General features: G+C 37.8%; 17 protein-coding genes. 15 read left to right on the top strand and 2 right to left on the bottom strand.

Annotation, left to right across the window (positions count from 1 at the left end):
• Positions 1–126 precede the first annotated feature (126 nt).
• From QFZ28_RS23335 to fabF, 11 genes are all read left to right on the top strand, one after another.
• Positions 127–1,932, top strand: coding sequence for a sensor histidine kinase (locus QFZ28_RS23335; RefSeq protein ID WP_307196875.1), 1,806 nt, complete (start codon positions 127–129; stop codon positions 1,930–1,932).
• A complete protein-coding gene (locus QFZ28_RS23330) occupies positions 1,925–3,487 on the top strand; it encodes a response regulator (RefSeq protein WP_307196874.1) in 1,563 nt (520 codons plus the stop codon). The genes QFZ28_RS23335 and QFZ28_RS23330 overlap by 8 nt, the downstream gene beginning before the upstream one ends.
• A 244-nt stretch (positions 3,488–3,731) precedes the next feature.
• A complete protein-coding gene (locus QFZ28_RS23325) occupies positions 3,732–4,379 on the top strand; it encodes a bifunctional 4-hydroxy-2-oxoglutarate aldolase/2-dehydro-3-deoxy-phosphogluconate aldolase (protein ID WP_307196873.1) in 648 nt (215 codons plus the stop codon).
• Positions 4,380–4,382: 3 nt separating this feature from the next.
• Positions 4,383–5,396: a sugar kinase gene (locus tag QFZ28_RS23320; RefSeq protein WP_307196872.1), complete on the top strand. Its 1,014-nt coding sequence runs from the start codon at positions 4,383–4,385 to the stop codon at positions 5,394–5,396.
• 38 nt (positions 5,397–5,434) lie between these two features.
• Positions 5,435–6,265, top strand: a complete 831-nt coding sequence (gene kduI / locus QFZ28_RS23315) for a 5-dehydro-4-deoxy-D-glucuronate isomerase (RefSeq protein WP_307196871.1) — start codon at positions 5,435–5,437, stop codon at positions 6,263–6,265.
• Between the two features lie 51 nt (positions 6,266–6,316).
• Positions 6,317–7,093: a 2-dehydro-3-deoxy-D-gluconate 5-dehydrogenase KduD gene (kduD, locus tag QFZ28_RS23310; protein ID WP_307197102.1), complete on the top strand. Its 777-nt coding sequence runs from the start codon at positions 6,317–6,319 to the stop codon at positions 7,091–7,093.
• Positions 7,094–7,156: 63 nt separating this feature from the next.
• Complete coding sequence (locus tag QFZ28_RS23305; protein WP_307196870.1) at positions 7,157–7,999, top strand: sugar phosphate isomerase/epimerase family protein; 843 nt, start codon at positions 7,157–7,159, stop codon at positions 7,997–7,999.
• A 36-nt stretch (positions 8,000–8,035) separates the two neighbouring features.
• On the top strand, positions 8,036–9,436 hold the full coding sequence (gene uxaC, locus QFZ28_RS23300) for a glucuronate isomerase (protein ID WP_307196869.1): 1,401 nt from the start codon (positions 8,036–8,038) through the stop codon (positions 9,434–9,436).
• 27 nt (positions 9,437–9,463) lie between these two features.
• Positions 9,464–10,930 carry a tagaturonate reductase gene (locus tag QFZ28_RS23295; protein WP_307196868.1) on the top strand — a complete coding sequence of 489 codons (1,467 nt, stop codon included), beginning with the start codon at positions 9,464–9,466 and terminating at the stop codon, positions 10,928–10,930.
• Positions 10,931–10,945: 15 nt separating this feature from the next.
• A complete protein-coding gene (locus QFZ28_RS23290; protein WP_307196867.1) occupies positions 10,946–12,433 on the top strand; it encodes a UxaA family hydrolase in 1,488 nt (495 codons plus the stop codon).
• A gap of 164 nt (positions 12,434–12,597) precedes the next feature.
• A complete protein-coding gene (gene fabF / locus QFZ28_RS23285; protein WP_307196866.1) occupies positions 12,598–13,839 on the top strand; it encodes a beta-ketoacyl-ACP synthase II in 1,242 nt (413 codons plus the stop codon).
• A 201-nt stretch (positions 13,840–14,040) separates the two neighbouring features.
• Here fabF and QFZ28_RS23280 read toward each other — a convergent pair whose 3' ends face one another.
• On the bottom strand, positions 14,041–15,162 hold the full coding sequence (locus QFZ28_RS23280; RefSeq protein WP_307196865.1) for a metallophosphoesterase: 1,122 nt from the start codon (positions 15,160–15,162) through the stop codon (positions 14,041–14,043).
• 194 nt (positions 15,163–15,356) lie between these two features.
• Between QFZ28_RS23280 and QFZ28_RS23275 the strand changes: the two genes are divergently transcribed.
• Both QFZ28_RS23275 and QFZ28_RS23270 read left to right on the top strand, forming a co-directional pair.
• On the top strand, positions 15,357–15,677 hold the full coding sequence (locus tag QFZ28_RS23275; RefSeq protein WP_307196864.1) for a hypothetical protein: 321 nt from the start codon (positions 15,357–15,359) through the stop codon (positions 15,675–15,677).
• A gap of 601 nt (positions 15,678–16,278) precedes the next feature.
• Positions 16,279–16,620: a cupin domain-containing protein gene (locus QFZ28_RS23270; RefSeq protein WP_307196863.1), complete on the top strand. Its 342-nt coding sequence runs from the start codon at positions 16,279–16,281 to the stop codon at positions 16,618–16,620.
• Positions 16,621–16,644: 24 nt separating this feature from the next.
• Here the strand turns inward: QFZ28_RS23270 and QFZ28_RS23265 are convergent, their stop codons facing one another.
• Complete coding sequence (locus QFZ28_RS23265) at positions 16,645–18,819, bottom strand: MMPL family transporter (RefSeq protein ID WP_307196862.1); 2,175 nt, start codon at positions 18,817–18,819, stop codon at positions 16,645–16,647.
• Between the two features lie 265 nt (positions 18,820–19,084).
• On the opposite strand from QFZ28_RS23265, the gene QFZ28_RS23260 reads away from it, so the two are divergent.
• Positions 19,085–20,029: a sugar-binding transcriptional regulator gene (locus QFZ28_RS23260; RefSeq protein WP_307196861.1), complete on the top strand. Its 945-nt coding sequence runs from the start codon at positions 19,085–19,087 to the stop codon at positions 20,027–20,029.
• A 114-nt stretch (positions 20,030–20,143) separates the two neighbouring features.
• Entirely contained in the window at positions 20,144–20,821 is a 678-nt protein-coding gene (gene deoC, locus QFZ28_RS23255) for a deoxyribose-phosphate aldolase (protein ID WP_307196860.1), read from the top strand.
• Positions 20,822–20,834 lie beyond the last annotated feature (13 nt).

The following is a 20,834-nucleotide window of genomic DNA, read 5'->3' as shown; positions in this document are numbered from 1 at the left end:
ATTTTTGATCTGGCTGCTGTTTTTTTTATCCAATTGACCGATAATTTTGTATTATGATAAAATGCGGAAAACGGTTACAGTAAAAATTATAATAAGAATTTTATATACTCACAGGGAGTTCCTTCTATGACGGCTGTAAAGATTAAAAACTTTATTCGCACACATTTTTTCTATTCTTTTAAATCCACTATTAATACTCTCTATTTACCTATCATTATCTTTTTTATATTAATTACAGGATGGGTTTCATCATTGCTGGCTACTGCACAAATAGAAGAAAATGCCTATAAAAACGTGAATGATACGATCTTTCAAACGAAAAATTACCTTGATAATATGCTTTCAGATGTTTTTCAACAGCTAGTCTCCTTATCGAATGATCCTAGGATCTTATCGTTGGTAGATAAAGAAGTGTCGGAGATTAAGCCAGAATCCTACGTGGAGATTGATAATAATTTAAAGCTTATTTATTCAAGATACAATGTCATTCTCGAATCGGTTCTCGTAAATCATAAGCAAAATGGTTTTTTACTTTATCATACAAGCTATAATTCTAATCCATCGATAAATTATGAAGAGTATTTTACAAAATTCCACGGAAACAAAGAGGGGTTTTATTGGAGAAACATTCATGAAGACCAGGAATTTAATAAAAATAATAAAGTAATGTCAATATTTAGATTGATCGATAAGAATCAGTCATCCGCAAAAGGAATCGTACTATTTAATTTACGGGCAGAATTTTTCGAACAGGTCTTGAATAAATCGTTAATCGGAGATAATGGATACCTGACACTTATTAGTCCAGATGGAATCTACGAATCCAAAATTGTAAAAGAGAAATACAAGTTGGATAAACCTACTCTTCACTCGCTGCAAAATCTTAAAGAGGAGGATGGGAAGTTCTCCTACGAAAATACCGCAGGGGAAGATATGATTGTGATTTACGATACATTAACTTCTAATAATTGGAAAATAGCGGCGGTTATTCCACAAGATGAAATCTTAAATAAAGTAAATTACATCAAAGATTTCACCATTCTATTGGTCGTATTGATGATTCTAAGTGCGATTATTATTACGAACATCGTAGGAAAATATATTACCCATCCGTTTAAAAAAATGGCCAAACAAATGGGGATGATTAATAAAAAAAATCTGGACTTTGATGTTGAAATGTCTGCTCCTGAAGAAATGAAAATCCTGCATACGGGTTTTAAAGAATTAATCATTCGCATTAATACCTTAATGGACCAGATCCGATTAGAACAAGAAGAGAAACGACAATTAGAATTTGCGATTATGCACGCCCAAATTAATCCACATTTTCTCTATAATACTATGTATTCAATCAAAGGATTGTGTGATATGGGTCTGAATAAAGACGCTAGTCAAATGATTAGTGCACTTGCAAGTTTTTTCCGGATCGGAATAAGTAAAGGAAGAGAAATCATTTCCATCCATGAAGAAATGGAACATATTCAGCATTACTTGTTTATTCAGGAAATGCGCTATGGCGATGATTTTACCTATGAAATTGAAATAGACAAAGAGATCCTTCCCTATAATATTATTAAACTTTCATTGCAGCCTCTCATTGAAAATGCCATCTACCATGGGGTAAAGCAAAAACGTGGCCAAGGAAAAATAACCATACGTGGATTTCTGGCTGGAGATACCATCCATTTAGTGGTTAGTGATAATGGGAATGGGATTGAACCACAAAAATTAAAAGATATTTTGCTCGAAATAGAAGCATCTTATCAGGAGAAAAAGCAGTATCTTGGTATTGGTCTGAAAAGTGTAAATGAACGAATTAAAATTCACTTCGGAAACGAATACGGTTTGACCATTACCAGTGAACTTGGTAAAGGAACAGTAGTCAGCATTACAATTCCCAAAACAAAAGGGGAGATTAACGAGTATGCATAAAGTAATTGTAGTAGAAGATGATAGAATTATTCGTCGGGGCATATGTCAGGCAATTCCTTGGGGGGAGCATGGATTTGTCGTAGCGGGAGAAGCAGGAGACGGTGAGGTGGCTTTAGAGTTAATCGAAAAGGAACAGCCGCAAGTCGTCGTTTCTGATATTAATATGCCTTTTATGAGCGGCTTAGAAATGGCGAAACAGATTAAAGAAAGAAGCCCTGAGACAAGAATTATTTTCCTGACAGGGTATGAAGATTTCAAATATGCTCAGGAAGCCGTTAAATTGAAAGCGTTTGACTATCTTTTAAAGCCAGTTGATTCGGAATACTTGCTGGAAAAAGCTATAGAAGCAGCAGCTGATTGGGAAAAGGAATCCGTGAAAGAAAAACGAATCTTAGAGTCCCTGCCTTTGCTGCAGCAGAAATTTTTTCAAAAGTTAATAAGAGAAGGAGATTACCGGGTTGATGTCGAGAATGAGCTGCTAGGGCTTGATGTGCAGCTGGAGGGTCCTTTCTTTGGCGTTATTCTTGTTAAGAATACGATTGAGCTTGATCTTGAGGGACATTTCTTCAAAGAAAAGATTACCAGCTTCATTTCATCCCATTTTAATGAATTAAGTTGTTTGGTTATGAATGCGGATGTCGGTGAATATACTATCCTTTTATCCCTTGAAAACGATCATGATTCAAGGAAAGGGGAGTTAGCCCAGGCTTTGTTCAATTATCTTAGTAAAGAAATAGACGATACCATTACGATTACACATGGGCGGGCATATCCGAATATGTTTGAAATTGGGAAATCCTTTCTAGAAGCCAGGGTTGCCATGGATATGAAACATATTGTGGGGACAGGCAAGGTCATATCTTTGGATGAAACGGTTTCTAAGTGTGACCAGAAAGAAGAGCTTATCCATGATTTAGAGCTGAAATTAGAAAATCAAATCAAGTCTGGTTTACCTGAAAAGGCAGATGAAGCCCTATTTGATTTAAGCACAGCTATAGTTGATAGAAAAACTGTCGCTTTAGCAGATTTGAAAGTCCTGGCGCTAAAATTTAGTACCATGCTCTTTTTTGAAATAGAAAAGTGGAAAAAGGAAGATACAACCAGTAGCTTTAATTCATCAAATGTGTACAAAGAAATCATGGAGTTAAGAACCCTAACGGAAATGACAGAAATGCTGCATAGCTTGATAGAAGAATGGTCTTCAGCTATGTATAAAAAGAGAGAAAATAATTATTATAGCCATGTTGACCAAGCAATCAAGTATATGCAGGGGAATTTTCATGACAGCAGTTTAACACTTCAAAAGGTAGCCGAGTTAATCCACGTTAGTACCCCATATTTAAGCAATCTATTTAAAATTGAGAAAGGGTTTAACTTTGGGGATTACTTATTAGAGTTAAGAATGAAGAAGGCGATGGAGCTATTGGGTGATGGGAATATTAAAACCTATGAAGTTTGTGAAAGAGTAGGTTATAGTAACCCTCAATACTTTGGTATTTGTTTTAAGAAATATACTGGTTTTACACCAGCAGAATTTAAGAAAAAGTTTAAATAATAGAGAGATACCATCCACGTGAGATTCCTGCAATCAGATTGATCTAAAATTCTATCTGATTATTTTGGAATGTTAAATGTGGATGTTTTTTGTATATTGTGCAAATTTTTAAGAAAATCGTTTAACATTTTAAGGACTTTATCGAGATGAATTGTAAACCCTTACAAATATTAATATAATCAACGTGTAAGTTCTACTAATAATGTAAATACCCAAATGAAGCAAAATGAGGGGAGTGATATTTTTGAATAAATATAAGATTCTATCAAAAATTTCAGACTGTGGGATTGTCGCAGTCGTTAGAGCGAATTCTAAGGAAGAAGCCATAAAAACTTCTGAAGCATGTGTGGACGGCGGAATTATTGGCATTGAGGTGACCTTTACTGTTAATAGTGCAGATGAGGTCATAAAGGAATTAGTTTCGCTTTATCAAGGTAACACTGATGTGGTTATTGGCGCAGGTACTGTACTTGATGCAACAACCGCACGGATTGCAATTTTGGCTGGAGCTCAATTTGTTGTAAGTCCATGTTTTGATGAAGATACTGCTAGAATCTGTAATCTCTATCAAATTCCTTACATACCAGGATGCATGACTTTGACAGAAATAAAACAGGCACTAGAATTTGGTGTCGATATTGTGAAACTCTTCCCTGGCAATGCCTTTGGTCCAGACTTTGTAAAGGCTGTGAAGGGGCCGTTACCACATGTAAATATTATGCCTACCGGCGGAGTGGACTTAGATAATGTAGGTCAATGGATTAAAAATGGCTGTGTAGCGGTAGGCGTTGGCGGTAATCTCGTAGCCCCTGCTAAAACAGGTGAATTTGAAAAAATTACTGAATATGCCAGAGAATATGTGAAAAAAGTCCAGATTGCTAGAGAGGCATAAACTATGAAAAAGATTATTACTCTAGGAGAAATAATGCTTAGGTTCTCTACAAATACAGGAGAACGGTTATTCAAAGCTGGTCAGACACAGATGAACTATGGCGGTGCAGAAGCAAACGTCGCTGTGTCCTTGTCTCGCTTTGGTTATCAGTCCTATTTTGTTAGTAAGGTGCCAGACAACATGCTTGGATCGGCCGTTGAAGGACATCTGCAATCCAATGAAGTTCAAACGGATTTTTTACTAAAAGGTGGAGAGCGGTTAGGAACTTATTATGTTGAATCTGGGGTTGGACCAAGAAGTACACAAGTAACCTATGACAGGAAATACTCTAGTTTTTCTAAGTTAACGCTTGAAGAAATTGACTTTGATGAAGCTTTTCAAGATGTATCCCTTTTCCATGTGACAGGTATTACTGCGGCATTATCTCCTAATTTGAAGGAGATTGTTTTACACTCCTTAAAAAAAGCAAAGGAGAATGGCATTACCACCAGCTTCGATTTTAATTATCGTGCCAAATTATGGAGTCAAAAAGAAGCAGCAGAAACAATTAAGACATACCTTCCCTACGTTGATATTGCTTTTTGCGGCGAACTAGACGCTATTTACCTGTTAGGAATTGAAATAGCTGAGCCCACTTTAGAGGCGGGAGCAAAACTCGAATACTATTACCAAAAAATAAAGCAAATGTACCCGAATATCCGTTACATGAGCTCTACTTTCCGCCAGGTACTCTCAGCGTCAACGAATACGCTGCAAGGGAACTTTTATTTCGACGGAATACTCTATCAGTCCAAGGTTTATCCTATAGAACATATTGTTGAACGTATTGGCGGAGGAGATGCCTTTGCAGCGGGAATCATATACGGAATTCTAGAGGGGTTGGCTCCAGAAGAGGTAATTGAATTTGCCACAGCTGCATCGGTATTGAAGCATACAGTTCACGGGGACTGCAACATTTTCTCTCCAAATGAAATTATAGATTTTGCCAGTCAATCACCGGGAAAAATTGTTCGGTAACGAATAGAGACCAATGTTATTTCAAGGAGGAACCAAAAATGGAAACACGATATGCAAATCACCCAGAAGAAATAAAACGTTATAATACGGACGAATTACGAAATCATTTCTTAGTAGAAACACTTTTTGAACCAGGAAAGGTTCATTTAATTTACACCCATGTGGATCGAATGATTTTTGGCGGTGTCACCCCTGCAGAAGAGGAATTAACCATTAGGCTTGATAAAGAACTAGGGGTCAACTATTTTCTTGAACGCCGTGAATTAGGAATTATTAATATTGGCGGTGACGGATCTGTCATTCTTGATGGAGTCGAATATGACATGCAGCGTCGTGACGGTCTATATGTAGGAAGGGGAACTGAGCAGGTTCTCTTCCGTTCAAAAGACGCGAATAATCCAGCAAAGTTTTATATCAATTCTACTCCAGCCCACCATACCTATCCGACGGTAAAAATTGATATAAATAAAATTAAGCCGCTTGAAGCAGGTGAACCTGGAACATTAAATGAAAGAAAAATTTATCAATACGTTCATCCAAATGTTTGCGAAAGCTGTCAACTTCAAATGGGACTAACGATGTTATCACCTGGAAGTGTATGGAACACAATGCCATGCCATACCCATGAACGCAGGATGGAAGTGTACCTCTACTTTGACATGGAACAAGATACTCGCGTGTTCCACTTTATGGGGCAGCCAAATGAAACTAGACATCTGGTTATTAAAAACGAGCAGGCAGCAATTTCTCCAAGCTGGTCAATCCACACAGGCACTGCAACTAGCAACTACACATTTATTTGGGGAATGTGCGGGGAAAACATTACGTACGATGACATGGATCATGTCAAAATGTCTGAGTTGAGATAAATAGAAAAATAAATACGAATTATTAACAAGCTAGGAGGCATATTTGTGACCATCCAATTAAACGACTTCTCATTAGACTTTTTCTCACTTACTGGAAAGATTGCCCTTGTTACTGGCGGAAATACAGGTTTAGGACAAGGCTATGCAGTAGCACTGGCAAAAGCTGGAGCGGACTTATTTGTAGTTACACACAGTGATAATTGGGATCAAACAAGAGCCCTGATTGAACAGGAAGGACGCCGTGTTGAGTTTTTTCAAGCAGATCTATCAAATCGTGAGGCAATTAAAGATGTTGTATCGGCTTGTGTAAGCGCATATGGCAGAATCGACATCTTAGTAAACAATGCAGGTACGATTCGCCGTGCACCACTTCTTGAATACAAGGCAGAAGATTGGGATGCTGTAATCGATATAAACTTAAGCGCTGTTTATTTCTTAAGCCAAGAGGTTGCTAGAGTAATGGTAGAACAGAACAGTGGAAAAATCATAAATGTTGCTTCCATGCTTTCTTTCCAAGGCGGGAAATTTGTTCCATCGTATACGGCTAGTAAGCACGGGGTTGCTGGGTTGACAAGGGCATTTGCGAATGAATTAGCACAATATGGGGTTCAAATCAACGCCATTGCACCAGGGTATGTGGAGACAGCAAATACCGCTCCAATTCTCGAAGACCAAGTGCGCAGAAAGGAAATTACTGCACGTATTCCTGCTCAACGTTGGGCCACACCTGCAGACTTAATGGGTGTTGTAGTGTTCTTAGCAAGTAGAGCATCGGACTATATGAACGGACATATCCTAGCTGTGGATGGCGGATGGCTAGCAAGATAATCTTAAGAAGCCGTATCACATCGGAAGTGATAGGGCTTTCTTTAAAGAAACTGGAGGATGGAAATGACTGTGAATATAGGAATCCGGGCTCACGATATTGAAGACCCGTCAATCGAGAATGTAGTAAATATAGTAGCAAATAAAGGATTCAGCGCTGTTCAGTTAGCACTAAACAAATCCTTAAAGGATATCAATTCCGAATTAGGCAGTTTAAGTCCAGGTTTTGCTCAATGTATTCGACGCATTTTTGACAAGAAGGATATTCAAATAGCTGTTATAGGCTGCTATTTCAACATAATCCACCCTGACCACAAGGAGAGAAGAAAAGGGATGGACCGATTCAAGGAACACCTTCGGTTCGCACGAGATTTTGGTTGTAGCATAGTTGCAACAGAGACCGGTAATGTTCAGGCTGAAATCGTCTATACAGAAAAAAATTTTACAGAACAGCCATTTCTTGAAGCAGTCAAGAGTGTCAAGGAGCTTGTAGAAGAAGCAGAGAAATTTGGGGTAATTGTAGGAATCGAGGGAGGAATAAGCCACCCAATTCATACACCTGGGCGGATGAAGAGATTACTTGATCTTATCCCATCTAACAATCTTCAAGTAGTTTACGACCCTGCCAACTTTATCTCCATTGATAATTATCATAATCAAGAAGCAGTCATTCAAGAAGCATTTGACCTGTTTGGAGACAGAATGGTGATTGTACATGCGAAGGATTTTATCATTGAGGATGAACAAATCAAAATGGTTCCGGTTGGTCAAGGATTGTTAAATTATGATACTCTATTTAACTTACTAAAAAAGAAAAAGCCATATATTAATATTTTAATGGAAAGTACACAGGAACCATATATAGATGGAAGCATTGCTTACTTACTGAATAAATATGCAAGTGCATAGTTTATAGTTTAACAAAAAAGGAAAGTTGGTGCCGCGATGCGAAACTTCATGGATGATAATTTCTTACTAAACAATGAAACATCGGTTACTTTGTATCATGAATATGCAAAAGAAATGCCAATCATTGACTACCATTGTCATTTAAGTCCGAAAGAAATTTATGAAAATAAAAAATTCAAAAACATTACAGATATTTGGTTATCTGGAGACCACTACAAATGGCGGTTAATGCGCAGCAATGGGATTGATGAAGAGTTCATTACTGGCAGTGCCAATGACTATGAAAAATTTCTGGCTTGGGCGAAAACAGTTCCAATGACGATCGGGAATCCACTGTTTAATTGGACCCACTTAGAGTTACAACGGTACTTTGGGATTGATGAGTTACTGAATGAAAAAAGTGCTCCGGTTATTTGGGAGAAGGTGAATGCCTTACTCGATAGTGATGGCTTCGGTGCGAGGGATTTTATCATAAAATCGAAGGTAGAAGTGGTGTGTACCACAGATGACCCACTTGATAGTCTAGAATATCATCAACTATTAAAAGAAGATTCCGATTTTGATGTAAAGGTACTGCCAAGCTTCCGACCAGATAAAGGACTTGAAATTAATCGCGATGGATATCTCGAGTGGGTGAACAAGCTGCAAGAGGTTTCTGGTACTCCGTTCGATACGTATGAGGGCTTTTTACTAGCGCTTGAATCAAGAGTTCGGTTTTTCCATTCTGTTGGAGGAAGAGTTTCAGACCATGCAATTGATGTCATGATGTATGCGGATACAACAAAAGAAGAAGCAGCAGAGATTTTTAACGAGGCATTGAAGGGCCAAAAGGTTTCTATTGAAGATGAAAAAAAATATAAAAGCTATACATTAACATTCCTAGGCAAGCTCTATTCAGAATTAGGATGGGCCATGCAGTTCCATATAAATGCATTAAGAAATAATAATGCGAGAATGTTTAACCAATTGGGGCCAGACACAGGCTATGATTCCATTAATGACGAGGAAATTGCGAAGCCATTGGCAAAGTTATTAAATGCGATGGAGCAGGACAATGCTCTTCCTAAAACGATTATTTATTCTTTAAATCCTAACGATAATACTGTTATTGCAGCGATGATTGGTAATTTTCAAGGAGACGGGATTCCAGGGAAAATTCAATTTGGAACCGCATGGTGGTTTAATGATAATAAATCAGGGATGCTTGACCAAATGCAGGCATTAGCCAATGTCGGGTTATTCACCCGTTTTATTGGTATGCTAACAGATTCTAGAAGTTTCTTATCATATACAAGACATGAATATTTTAGAAGATTATTCTGCTATCTCATCGGTGAATGGGTGGGAAATGGCGAAGTACCGAATGATACCGAATTCTTAGGAAAGATTGTCCAAGGAATCTCTTATGACAATGCAAAAGAGTATTTTCAATTTTAAATGCCCCATTTATGAGGAGGAGCATTCATGGAAGTTTTAAATAATAGCTTAGTAAAGGATCGCCAAAAATACCCTGTGAAAGTATTGCAATTTGGTGAGGGGAATTTTTTACGAGGATTTGTTGACTGGCAAATTGATGTCATGAATAAGCAGGGTACCTTTAACGGCAGTGTTGTCGTTGTCCAACCGCGTGGTCAAGAAAAAATCGAGAAATTAAATGCACAGGATGGTCTGTATACACTCTACTTACAGGGAATGAAGGATGGTAAAGCTGTTCAGGAGAATTCCATTATTACCAGTATTAGCAGAGGAATAAACATCTTTAACGACTATGATCAATATCTTCAACTGGCGTCGAATCCAGAGCTGAGGTTTATTTTTTCAAATACAACAGAAGCGGGACTTACCTTTGATGAAACTGATCGTTTAGAAGATCGCCCGCAAAGAAGTTTTCCTGGAAAATTAACCGCCTTTTTATATGAGCGTTACAATGCTTTTCAAGGTGATAAGGACAAGGGCTTGATTATCATCCCGTGTGAACTGATTGAGCGAAATGGTGAAAAGTTAAAAGAAATCGTCCTAAAATATGCAGAACTTTGGTATCTTGGAAACGATTTTGCTGCATGGATACATGAGGGAAATACATTTTGTAACAGTCTTGTCGACCGAATTGTTCCCGGCTACCCAAGAGATCGTATTGAGGAAATCACTGAAGAACTTGGTTATAAAGATAATCTACTAGTGGTCGGGGAGCAATACCATTTATGGGTAATCGAAGGACCTCAATTCATTACCGAAGAGTTTCCAGCACATATGGCAGGATTAAATACTTTGGTGGTTGATGACTTGACACCTTATCGGACAATAAAGGTACGTATATTAAACGGTGCGCATACGGCAATGACACCAGTTTCCTATTTATATGGAATCAATACTGTGGCCCAAGCGATTGAGGATAAAGTGACAGGGCAATTTGTCAAAGAGCTTATTTATGATGAAATCATCCCAACGCTTGACCTGCCAAAGGAAGAATTGCATTCATTTGCAGAGGCTGTGTTAGATCGATTTAGGAATCCATTTATGCAGCATTTTCTATTAAGTATTTCACTTAATTCGGTGTCAAAGTTTAAAACAAGGGATTTGCCAACTTTATTGGACTATTACAAGCGGAAGCGTGTATTACCAAAAAAACTTGTCTTCTCTCTTGCTGCTCTCATTTCTTTTTATAAAGGAAAAAGAGGAGAAGAAGAGATTCATTTAGCAGATGACCAGGATGTACTAGATTTATTCAAATTACAATGGAGTCAATATAATGGAACAATCGACAGCATTAAGGACATCGTTTCTAATGTGTTAGGATACGAGGTTTGGGAGATGGATTTAAACCAAGTTCCTGGACTAACCGCTGCTATTACGATTGACCTCTTTAACATTGAAACAAAGGGAATGAATAAGGCCCTTGAATCACTTTTAAGACAAAAAGCAGCCAACTAGCAGGGGGGAAATCTAATGTTGGATATCATCCAGATCCATAATCAAGACAATGTTGTGGTTGCCTTAAAAGATTTAAGCGCAGGTCAAACTTTTACTGTAGATGGGGAAACTATCACACTAAAGGAAGATGCGCCAAGAGGGCATAAGGTCGCCATTAAAAACATTGCGATAAATGAACATGTCGTTAAATACGGCTATCCGATTGGGCATGCCATAAAAGCAATTTCTGTCGGGGAACATATTCACACTCATAATACCAAAACGAATTTAGACGGAATTCAGGAATATCAATATAATCAAAAGCTAAACACCACTCACTATGAAAAAGAGAACCTAACATTCAATGGATTCAAAAGAAAAAATGGTCATGTTGGAATTAGAAATGAGCTGTGGATTGTTCCAACGGTAGGTTGTGTTAATGGCGTTGCGGAAAGAATGATTAAGCTGTTTGAAAAAGAAGTGGGAGATATTAGTCCTTACGAAAATGTACTGGTGTTAAAACATAATTATGGCTGTTCACAATTAGGTGACGACCATGAAAACACAAAGAAAATTCTGAGGGATGCTGTCCTGCACCCAAATGCCGGCGGAGTGTTAGTCCTAGGTCTTGGTTGTGAAAATAACAATTTATATGAATTCAAAGAAAGCTTGGGAGAATATGATGAAGATCGGGTAAAGTTCTTAGTGTCCCAAGAAGTGAAAGATGAAATTGAAGCTGGTGTTAAGCTGCTTAAGGAAATCTATGAGAATGCTAGGGATGATAAGCGGGAACCAGTGCCTTTATCTGAACTTAAGGTTGGTCTAAAATGTGGTGGCTCGGATGGATTTTCAGGGATTACGGCTAATCCGTTATTAGGAAGATTTTCAGATTTCTTAGTATCCCAAGGTGGAACGACCGTGTTGACTGAAGTACCGGAAATGTTTGGTGCGGAAACGATTTTGATGGAACGAGCCGCAGATGGTGAAGTCTTTGAAAAAACCGTTGAATTAATTAATGAATTCAAGGAATACTTCATTCAAAATAAACAACCAGTTTATGAAAATCCATCACCAGGGAATAAAGCCGGCGGTATTACTACCCTAGAGGATAAATCACTTGGCTGTACGCAAAAAGCAGGTACATCTGTTGTAACCGATGTCCTTAAATACGGAGAAATGATTAAACAAAAGGGTCTAAACCTGCTAAGTGCCCCAGGAAATGACCTTGTAGCCTCTTCGGCTTTAGCAGCAGCCGGCTGTCAGTTGGTTCTATTTACTACCGGCCGCGGAACACCGTTTGGAGCCTTTGTTCCAACCATGAAGATATCAACCAACACTCCAATTTACGAGGCAAAGCCGCATTGGATTGACTTTAATGCAGGCGTACTGTTGGAAAAAGAATCAGATGTAGTACTACGAGAATTTATTCATTACATTATCAAAGTTGCAAGCGGTGAATGGGTGAACAACGAAAAAAACGACTTTAGAGAGATTGCTATTTTTAAAACAGGAGTTACTTTATAGCAAGTAGAGGAAAAACGATAGGGTAACCTATCGTTTTTTGCTGTATGCTAGTGAAAGAGATTGTGCTGTGCCGAAAAATTAATTTGTCCGGCCACTCTGAATTCGTTAAACTATAGAAAGAGTGTAAGAATTATTCAAAAAATCTATTTGGGAGTGAGCATTGAATGATTAAAAGAGTAGTGATTACAGGGATTGGAGCAGTCACTCCTTTGGGAAATGATGCTCATACATCATGGGAACAGATTAAGAACGGTGTTTCCGGTATTGGCCCTGCAACCCTTTTTGATGTAGATCAGGTTGACATCAAGATTGCAGCAGAAGTTAAAGGCTTTGCGCCAGAAGAGTTTATCGATAAAAAAGAAGCCAGAAGGATGGGGCGTTATAGCCAGTTCGCCATTGCAGCAAGTAAAATGGCTGTTAAGGATGCAGGGATCAACATTGGAGAAGATATTCAACCGGAACGGGTCGGTGTTTGGATTGGGTCAGGCATTGGCGGATTGGCTGAATTCGAGGAACAACATCGAAAGTTTATTGAAAAAGGCCAAAGAAGGGTAAATCCGTTTACGATACCGATGTTTATTCCTGATATGGCAGCAGGACAAGTATCGATTTCACTTGGTGCTAAAGGAATCAACAATTGTTCGGTTACAGCCTGTGCGTCCGGTGCGAATTCCATTGGTGATGCATTCCGTGTGATTCAAAAGGGGGATGTGGATGTGATGATAGCTGGCGGAACAGAAGCAACCATTACTGCTATGACAGTCGCGGGATTTTCAAATATGACCGCACTTTCAAAAAATCCCGACCCGGCAACAGCAAGCAGGCCATTCGATAAGAATCGTGATGGATTTGTCATCGGTGAAGGCGCCGGTATCGTGGTACTAGAAGAATTAGAACACGCATTGGCTCGGGGTGCTTTTATTTATGGAGAATTAGCAGGGTACGGAGCTACAGGTGACGCTCATCATATTACGACTCCTGCACCTGAAGGAGAAGGGGCAGGAAGAGCAATGAAATTAGCATTAGCTGACGCTGGAATTACTCCTGAACAAGTTGACTATATCAATGCTCATGGTACGTCCACCTATTATAATGATTTGTATGAAACGTTAGCTATCAAAGAAGTTTTTAAAGATCATGCCTATAAATTATCTGTCAGTTCAACGAAATCAATGACAGGCCATTTGTTGGGTGCAACTGGGGCAATAGAGGCGATTTTTTCTCTATTGGCAATCAAGGATGGAATTATCCCGCCAACCATTAATTATCAAACACCTGATGAACAACTGGATTTAGACTATGTCCCAAACGTGGCAAAGATGAAGGATGTTCAAGTGGTTTTATCCAACTCATTAGGTTTTGGCGGACATAATGCCACTTTGATTTTTAAAAAATTCACTGAATAAAATAGAAACCATGATCATTATAGGAGCTCTTTAAAGCCCGAAACCTTAAAAAATAGGAGCTAAGGTCACTAAAGGGGCTCTTTAGTGACCTAATTGCAAGAAAAGTAAAGGCCAAGGTCACTAAAAGGGCTTTTTAGTGACCAAACGGCCAAAAAAGTAGAGACCATTGTCACTAAAAGGGATCCATCCTATTTTTCATCGCTACAAACCAAGCTTTTTCAAGAAATCGACCGTTTCCTGATGCTCAGGTTTAATTAGCCTAAATAATTTTTTATCAGTCTTCACAAGAGGATTTCCAGTTTCATCTGCAATCGATTTTGTAAAGGATGTACTTTTTACCACTTTCCACTTACCATCTTTAACCTCAAGCTGCAGATCAATAATCCCAAGACGGCTGCCAAAAGCACCTGCCATTACAACGGGTTTACCCTTGATTTTTCCTTCTTCAATATTTGCCTTTGGTAAATCCTTAAAGGTGGGTCCTGGAAATACGCTATGAGAGTGTCCTGCTAAAATCACATCAATTTCTGGAATTTCACTAAGGTAATAGACCGCGTTTTCCGTTTCTGGGTGATAGGGTTCACTATCTATTCCTGTGTGAGCGAGTGCGATAATTATATCAGCACCTTCTGCCTTCATAATTGGCACGAATTCCTTTGCACTTTCAACAATTGGCCGAGCGATCACTTTTCCTTCTAAATTTGCCTTGTCCCATCTCATAATTTGTGGAGGCATAAATCCAATTACCCCAATATTCAATTCATGTTCCATACCTTGCTTATCAACAACACTTCTTTTTAAAATAACATAAGGTTTAAAATAGGGTTTATTCTTTTTAACGGAGTAAACATTGGCATTAACAGCCGGCATTTTCACTCCCTTAAGAACATTGTTTAAAAACTTTAGACCATAATTAAATTCATGATTTCCAATTGTGATCGCGTCATATTTTAAATAATTAAAAGCACGGTATACAGGATGTACTTTCCCATTTTGAATACCTCGTATTCTTACTAAGTATTCACCTAGAGGATTTCCTTTTAAATGGTCCCCATTGTCAAACAATAAGGAATTGCCTGCTTCGCTTCTTGCCTGACGAATAAGACTTGCTGTTTTGACAAGCCCAATAGTATTGTCCGTTTTAGTTTGATAATAATCGTAATTTACTAATGACGCGTGGAGGTCAGTGGTCTCAAGGATTCGCAAATCGATTACTCCATTGTTGTTCACTGTACTGCTTTCTTCTGCAAACATTCTTGACGGGAGTAGAGACCAAATAATCATGCTAATAAAGAGTAAAAGGAATAACTTTTTATTGTTCATTTGTCAGCCTCCTCTAAACTTCTTTGTGTTATTATTTGGCAATCCCTTTATATTGATACATGAGAATAAAATTCTCGAAATTGACAGAAATTTGTCAAAAACATATGAATAAAAAGTGAATTAAAGGGGTTTCAAAAAAAATCTTTAGGGAGATTACTTATAATAAAAGAGACAAAAGGTGGAGGTTTTGAAATATGAATATTACAACAATCATTGAGCTAGAAAATATGGAAGTAGAGCGGTTTACCGGAGCAAAATTAGTGTTTGCACAGGAGCAGATCTCTGAGAATATTGTTGAAACCTGTGTAGAGTGTTTTCAGGTAGAAGGGTCGAATAAAACCCTTTCGACTGAAGACGGAATGCAGCTAGTTTTTTCACAATTAAAACAAAAAGGTATTATTCCTTCAAAGGTGGAGGACTTCTCATTTGAAATGCCATCATGTGGACAACTTAAAACAAAAAATGAAGATGAGATAGAAGTTCCTCAGAAAGTTATCATTTCCTATATGTCGTAAAGAAGTTCATTGACTATCCTAACCGGTCACTTTGGAAGTGGAAAAACAGAGATTGCGATAAATCTTGCATTGAATGAAAAAAGATACATAACAAAGATATTATTAACCCCTATTTTCGTTCTAGGGATGTTTCAGAACTTTTCGAGCAGCAGGGTATTGAATGCGATTCTTCAATTTTGGAGGGTCGCATTTCTTATTTAGGTCAAAGGTTGGAATAAGACAATCTTGATTAATCATATCTTTAGGAAAAATAATTTGGGTGTGATATGTGAATATGAAACATCAAAATCAAGTTGTTTTCTACACTATTAAAGGATCAACCATCAAAAAATTTTTAATACTAGATTGTCTCACAGGAACAGGTATTTTTTATGCATTGAAAATCATCTCATCAAGCATCTTAGTGGGGTTTTTAGGAAGCCTTGTTTGTACCGAGGGCATTAAAAGATTACCTAGCAACAAAAAGCGGTTACGATAACAAGAAGAGTTTTACAAGAATTTTTCTTGGTACCATAAGAACAATAAACAGTGATGTGCTTCACTTAATTGAAAATCATTTTCAGTTAGAATATACATATAGGATTACAAGGAGGGAAATAGGATGGAAAAAAATTCTGTAAAAGCCTATATGGAATATAGCGAAGATAGATTTACAAAACGGATTATTTACAAAAAAGGTGAAACGACTGCATTTGTTTTAAATTTCTTACCCGGACAGCAGCTTCCCGTTCATAAGCACCCCGGAACAGAGGTATATCTTTATGTTGTAACAGGGAGCGGTACATTTATTATTGATGGTCAAGAAACTGAGGTATCGGAAGCAGATTTAGTACATGTAGGCGGCGAAGAAGAACTTGCTTTTAATAATACCGGAAATGAACCTGTAAGCTTATATGTTACATTAAGTAAAGTACCAAACGAACAATACGCTAAAAATATCTAAGATTGGAAAAGCCAGCCTAAAAAATTAGGCCGGCTTCTTTTTGTGTTTTGTCAAACCTTTATTCTTAAGTCCAAAGAACCACCAGTTCCAGTCCCCAAATAACTTCATTAATGCAGGTACAAGAACCATCCTGACAATAGTAGCGTCAATAAAAATAGCGATGGCAATTCCGACCCCTAACTGCTTAATTGGCATTACGCCTGTAAAGGCAAATGCTCCTGTCACAACAATCATAATTGCTGCAGCAGAGGTAATAATTTTACTCGTGTAAGTTAAGCCAGATATCGTAGCTTCAGTATTATCTCCTGTTTTCAAATAGAACTCCTGAATTCTAGAAATCAAAAAGACTTCGTAATCCATTGAAAGTCCAAATACGAGAGTGAATACAAAAACGGGTAAAATTAGGGCTATATCTGCAGGCTCTACACCTAAATGCCCCTGCTGGAAAATCCAAACGACAATTCCGAACGTACAGCTTAAGCTTAATATATTCATCAAAATCGCCTTTAATGGAATTAGGATTGAACGAAAAGCCGCCATAAGAATGAAGAAGGTTGAGACTATAATTAATAACAATCCATAAGGAGCCTTCTTGAAAATCTCATCAAAGATCTCCTGCTCAAACTTAATCGCTCCTCCAAAATGGGCAGACAGTTCCAGATCCCTGCTTGACCAATCACGAATCCACTCTCTAGCTTCCGCGGAATGATCATTTGTATTTAAATAAACTTCAATTAGCATTTTATTATCTCGAACGAAATAATCAAGTATGGGCGCAGTCTGTTCCTTTTGTCCAAACCGAAGCAGTTGAGATAACACTTCTTCATCCTGAATGCCTGTCGCAGAAAAAGGAGAATCTACAGTATCAACCAGTTTATCCTTCGATAGCTCATCAAGAAAGCTGCTTACCTTTTCCAGATTCCCTGTTTCTAAAATATTTCCTTTTGTTTCAAGCACTACAGATACTTTCTTTTCATTCCGTTTATCCTTAGGAATAAAGTTCTCCTCGAAGGCTTCAAATGCTACTCTTGATGGATATTTTGCCGGAAGTGATTCTGTCCCTGGAATCGACATTGTCATCTGAGCAACAGGCACAAGACCGGCAAGAAGGATGGCTAGTGCGGCCGCTGCCATAAGAACAGGGCGCCTCATTACAAACTTTGCAAATCTATGCCAGATGCTCGCTTTATTATCGGTTATCCGAAGAACGCTGAATTTGTTAATTTTAGGTCCAAGAACTGCTAGTAAGGCAGGAAGAAAGGTTAAGGCACAGAAGGCAGAAATAAATACCACTGCCATACCGCCAAGAGCTACATTCTGGAAAATATCAATTTGAATAAACCATAATGCTGATAAGCCAATAAAAACACATAGCCCTGAAAAGATAATGGAACGTCCAGCGGTTGCTACACTAATCTTAATCGCTTCTTCAACAGATTTTGTATGTAATTCTTCTTTATAGCGGTTTATTAATAATAAGGCAAAATCAATGCTTAAAGCCAGTCCAATCATTGGGACAATATTTAAAATAAAGATTGTCAAATCAGTACCATAACTAAAAAAGAAAACAGCACCCATTGTTGTTAGAATTGATACAACCCCGATGACAATTGGAATGGAGGCAGCGATTAACCCTCCAAAGGCTAGGACCAAAACGATTAATGCAATCGGCAAGCCAATCATTTCAGCTTTAGCTAAATCCTCTTGGCTTGCAATATTAAGATCTTGAACAATGATAGGTTCACCTGTCATTGTGACCTTTAATCCCTTTTTATTTTTTAGAATCTTGTTCAATTGGCCAATTTCATCGCTTAAACTTTCTGCACTTTTATCAAAAGATAAAAGACCATATGCATAGTCATTTTTAATCATCCCATGTCGATCATAAGGAGTGGTGATACTTTTAGCACGATCGAACTCTTTAAGATTCTTGAAGGTTCCTTGTATGAATTGATTCCAATCCTCGTCATCCACACTATTTTCCCTATGGAAAACGAGAATAATAGAGGATTTCGCTTGCCCAAAATCTTTTTCAAGCAGTTTTCTTGTTTCATTATATTCCCCGTTATATTCAAAGCCGTTTCCGCTTAATACAGACGGTAGTTTTAATGCGAAAATCCCTGATATTCCAATAATCAGAATCCAAAGGGCAAGTACCCATTTACGATATCGATATATAATTCCTCCGAGTTTCTCCATTTTAAGACCTCCTTTAGGAAATGATTCCCTTACGTAGTATAGCAGAACTCATTAAGAGTAATAGATGACTATTTCGTGGCAATAAGAAATGGACAATTAAATATGATATGAATCATTCCCTCAATTAATAACGAAAATACAAATATACAGAAAGAGATGAACGTAAAATAATGTTCATCTTATACTTTACAAATGTAAAAAAAGTTATGGATTTTCATGATGACTTGCTATAATAATTAAAAAGTCAGGGATTAGGTGATGAACATTGGACCAAGAAAAACTAAGTAAAGTGATTGAAGCAGCAAAGTTATATTATTTATTGGATTATAATCAAAACGAAATTGCGAAAATTTTGGGTATTTCACGCCCGACAGTGTCCCGATTATTACAGCAGGCCAAAGAAAAGGGAATCGTCCAAATCAATATCATGGACCCAACTGAAGATGTTGAGAATTTGACCGTTCAGCTAGAAAAAAAGTTCAATTTAAAAAAAGCTATTGTTGCACCAATTCCCCAATTTGAGAATCATATTATCAAAAATTATCTCGGAGAAAAAGCAGCATTATATCTTGATGAAATTGTAAAGGATCAGGACATTATTGGTGTCACGTGGGGAACAACGCTATACCACATTGCAGTGGAGCTAAAACAGAAATTTGTCAAAGATGTCAAGGTTGTACAGCTAAAAGGCGGCGTCAGTCACGCGGAAACCAATAATTACGCTTCAGAAATTTTGTATCTTTTTGGCAAGGCGTACAACACAACACCTCTCAATCTTCCGCTGCCTGCCATTGTGGATCACGTGGTTGTTAAGCAGGCAATGGAGGCAGACCGCCATATTAAAAAAATTCTTGAATTGGGAAAAAAGGCTAATATCGCACTGTTTACCATTGGTTCCATCAAAACGGATTCGTTATTATTCCAAATGGGGTATTTTACCGAGAGTGACCAAAAAGCTCTAAATGAAGAAGCAGTTGGGGATATTTGTTCACGTTTCTTTGATAAAAATGGAGAAGTTTGTGATGAAAGTCTAAATGAAAGAACATTAGGTGTGAAACTTGAGGACCTACGAAAAAAGGAATATTCCATACTTGTAGCAGGCGGTCCTAATAAAATTGAGGGGATATATGGTGCATTGAAGGGACATTATGCCAATGTGTTAATAACCGATCAATTTACCGCAAAATTTCTGTTAGATAAAAACTCATAAGTATTAATTATTTTACAAATGTTCATTTGTGTATTTACAAATGTTTAATAGATTTGTTATAGTTACAATGTGAAAATAAACTATGAATGTTTGGCTAAAACAGGGAGGATGTACATGAAGACTCAAAGTATTACTAGAATGATTGATCATACATTATTAAAAGCAAACGCGACCAAGGATGAAATTGTGAAGTTAGTAGAGGAAGCTAAGAAATATTCTTTCGCTTCTGTATGTGTCAATCCAACTTGGGTAAAAATATCTGCAGATATGCTTAAAAATACCCCAGAAGTAAAAGTTTGTACCGTAATTGGTTTTCCTTTAGGAGCCTCTACACCGGAAACAAAGGCATTTGAAACAAGAAATGCGATTGAAAATGGTGCGAATGAAATCGATATGGTAATCAATATCGGCGCACTTAAGGATAAACAAGACGATTTAGTCGAGCGAGATATTAAAGCGGTTGTTGAGGCTGCGAAAGGTAAAGCACTAACAAAGGTTATTATTGAGACATGTCTTTTAACGAATGAAGAAAAAGTAAGAGCATGTGAACTTTCCGTTAAGGCCGGCGCGGATTTTGTAAAAACCTCCACCGGGTTCTCTACAGGCGGAGCTACAATTGAAGATATCCGTTTAATGAGAGAAACAGTTGGACCTGAAATTGGTGTAAAAGCTTCTGGTGGCGTTCGCAGTACTGAGGACGCACTTGCCATGATTGAAGCAGGTGCTACTCGTATCGGTGCAAGTTCAGGGGTGTCTATTAGTAAAGGTGAAATTTCTCAAAGCAATTATTAATTTTACGATTTGA

This window comes from Neobacillus niacini (assembly GCF_030817695.1).
Taxonomy (GTDB): domain Bacteria; phylum Bacillota; class Bacilli; order Bacillales; family Cytobacillaceae; genus Neobacillus; species Neobacillus niacini_F.
This window is presented reverse-complemented; position numbering and strand designations above follow the sequence as displayed.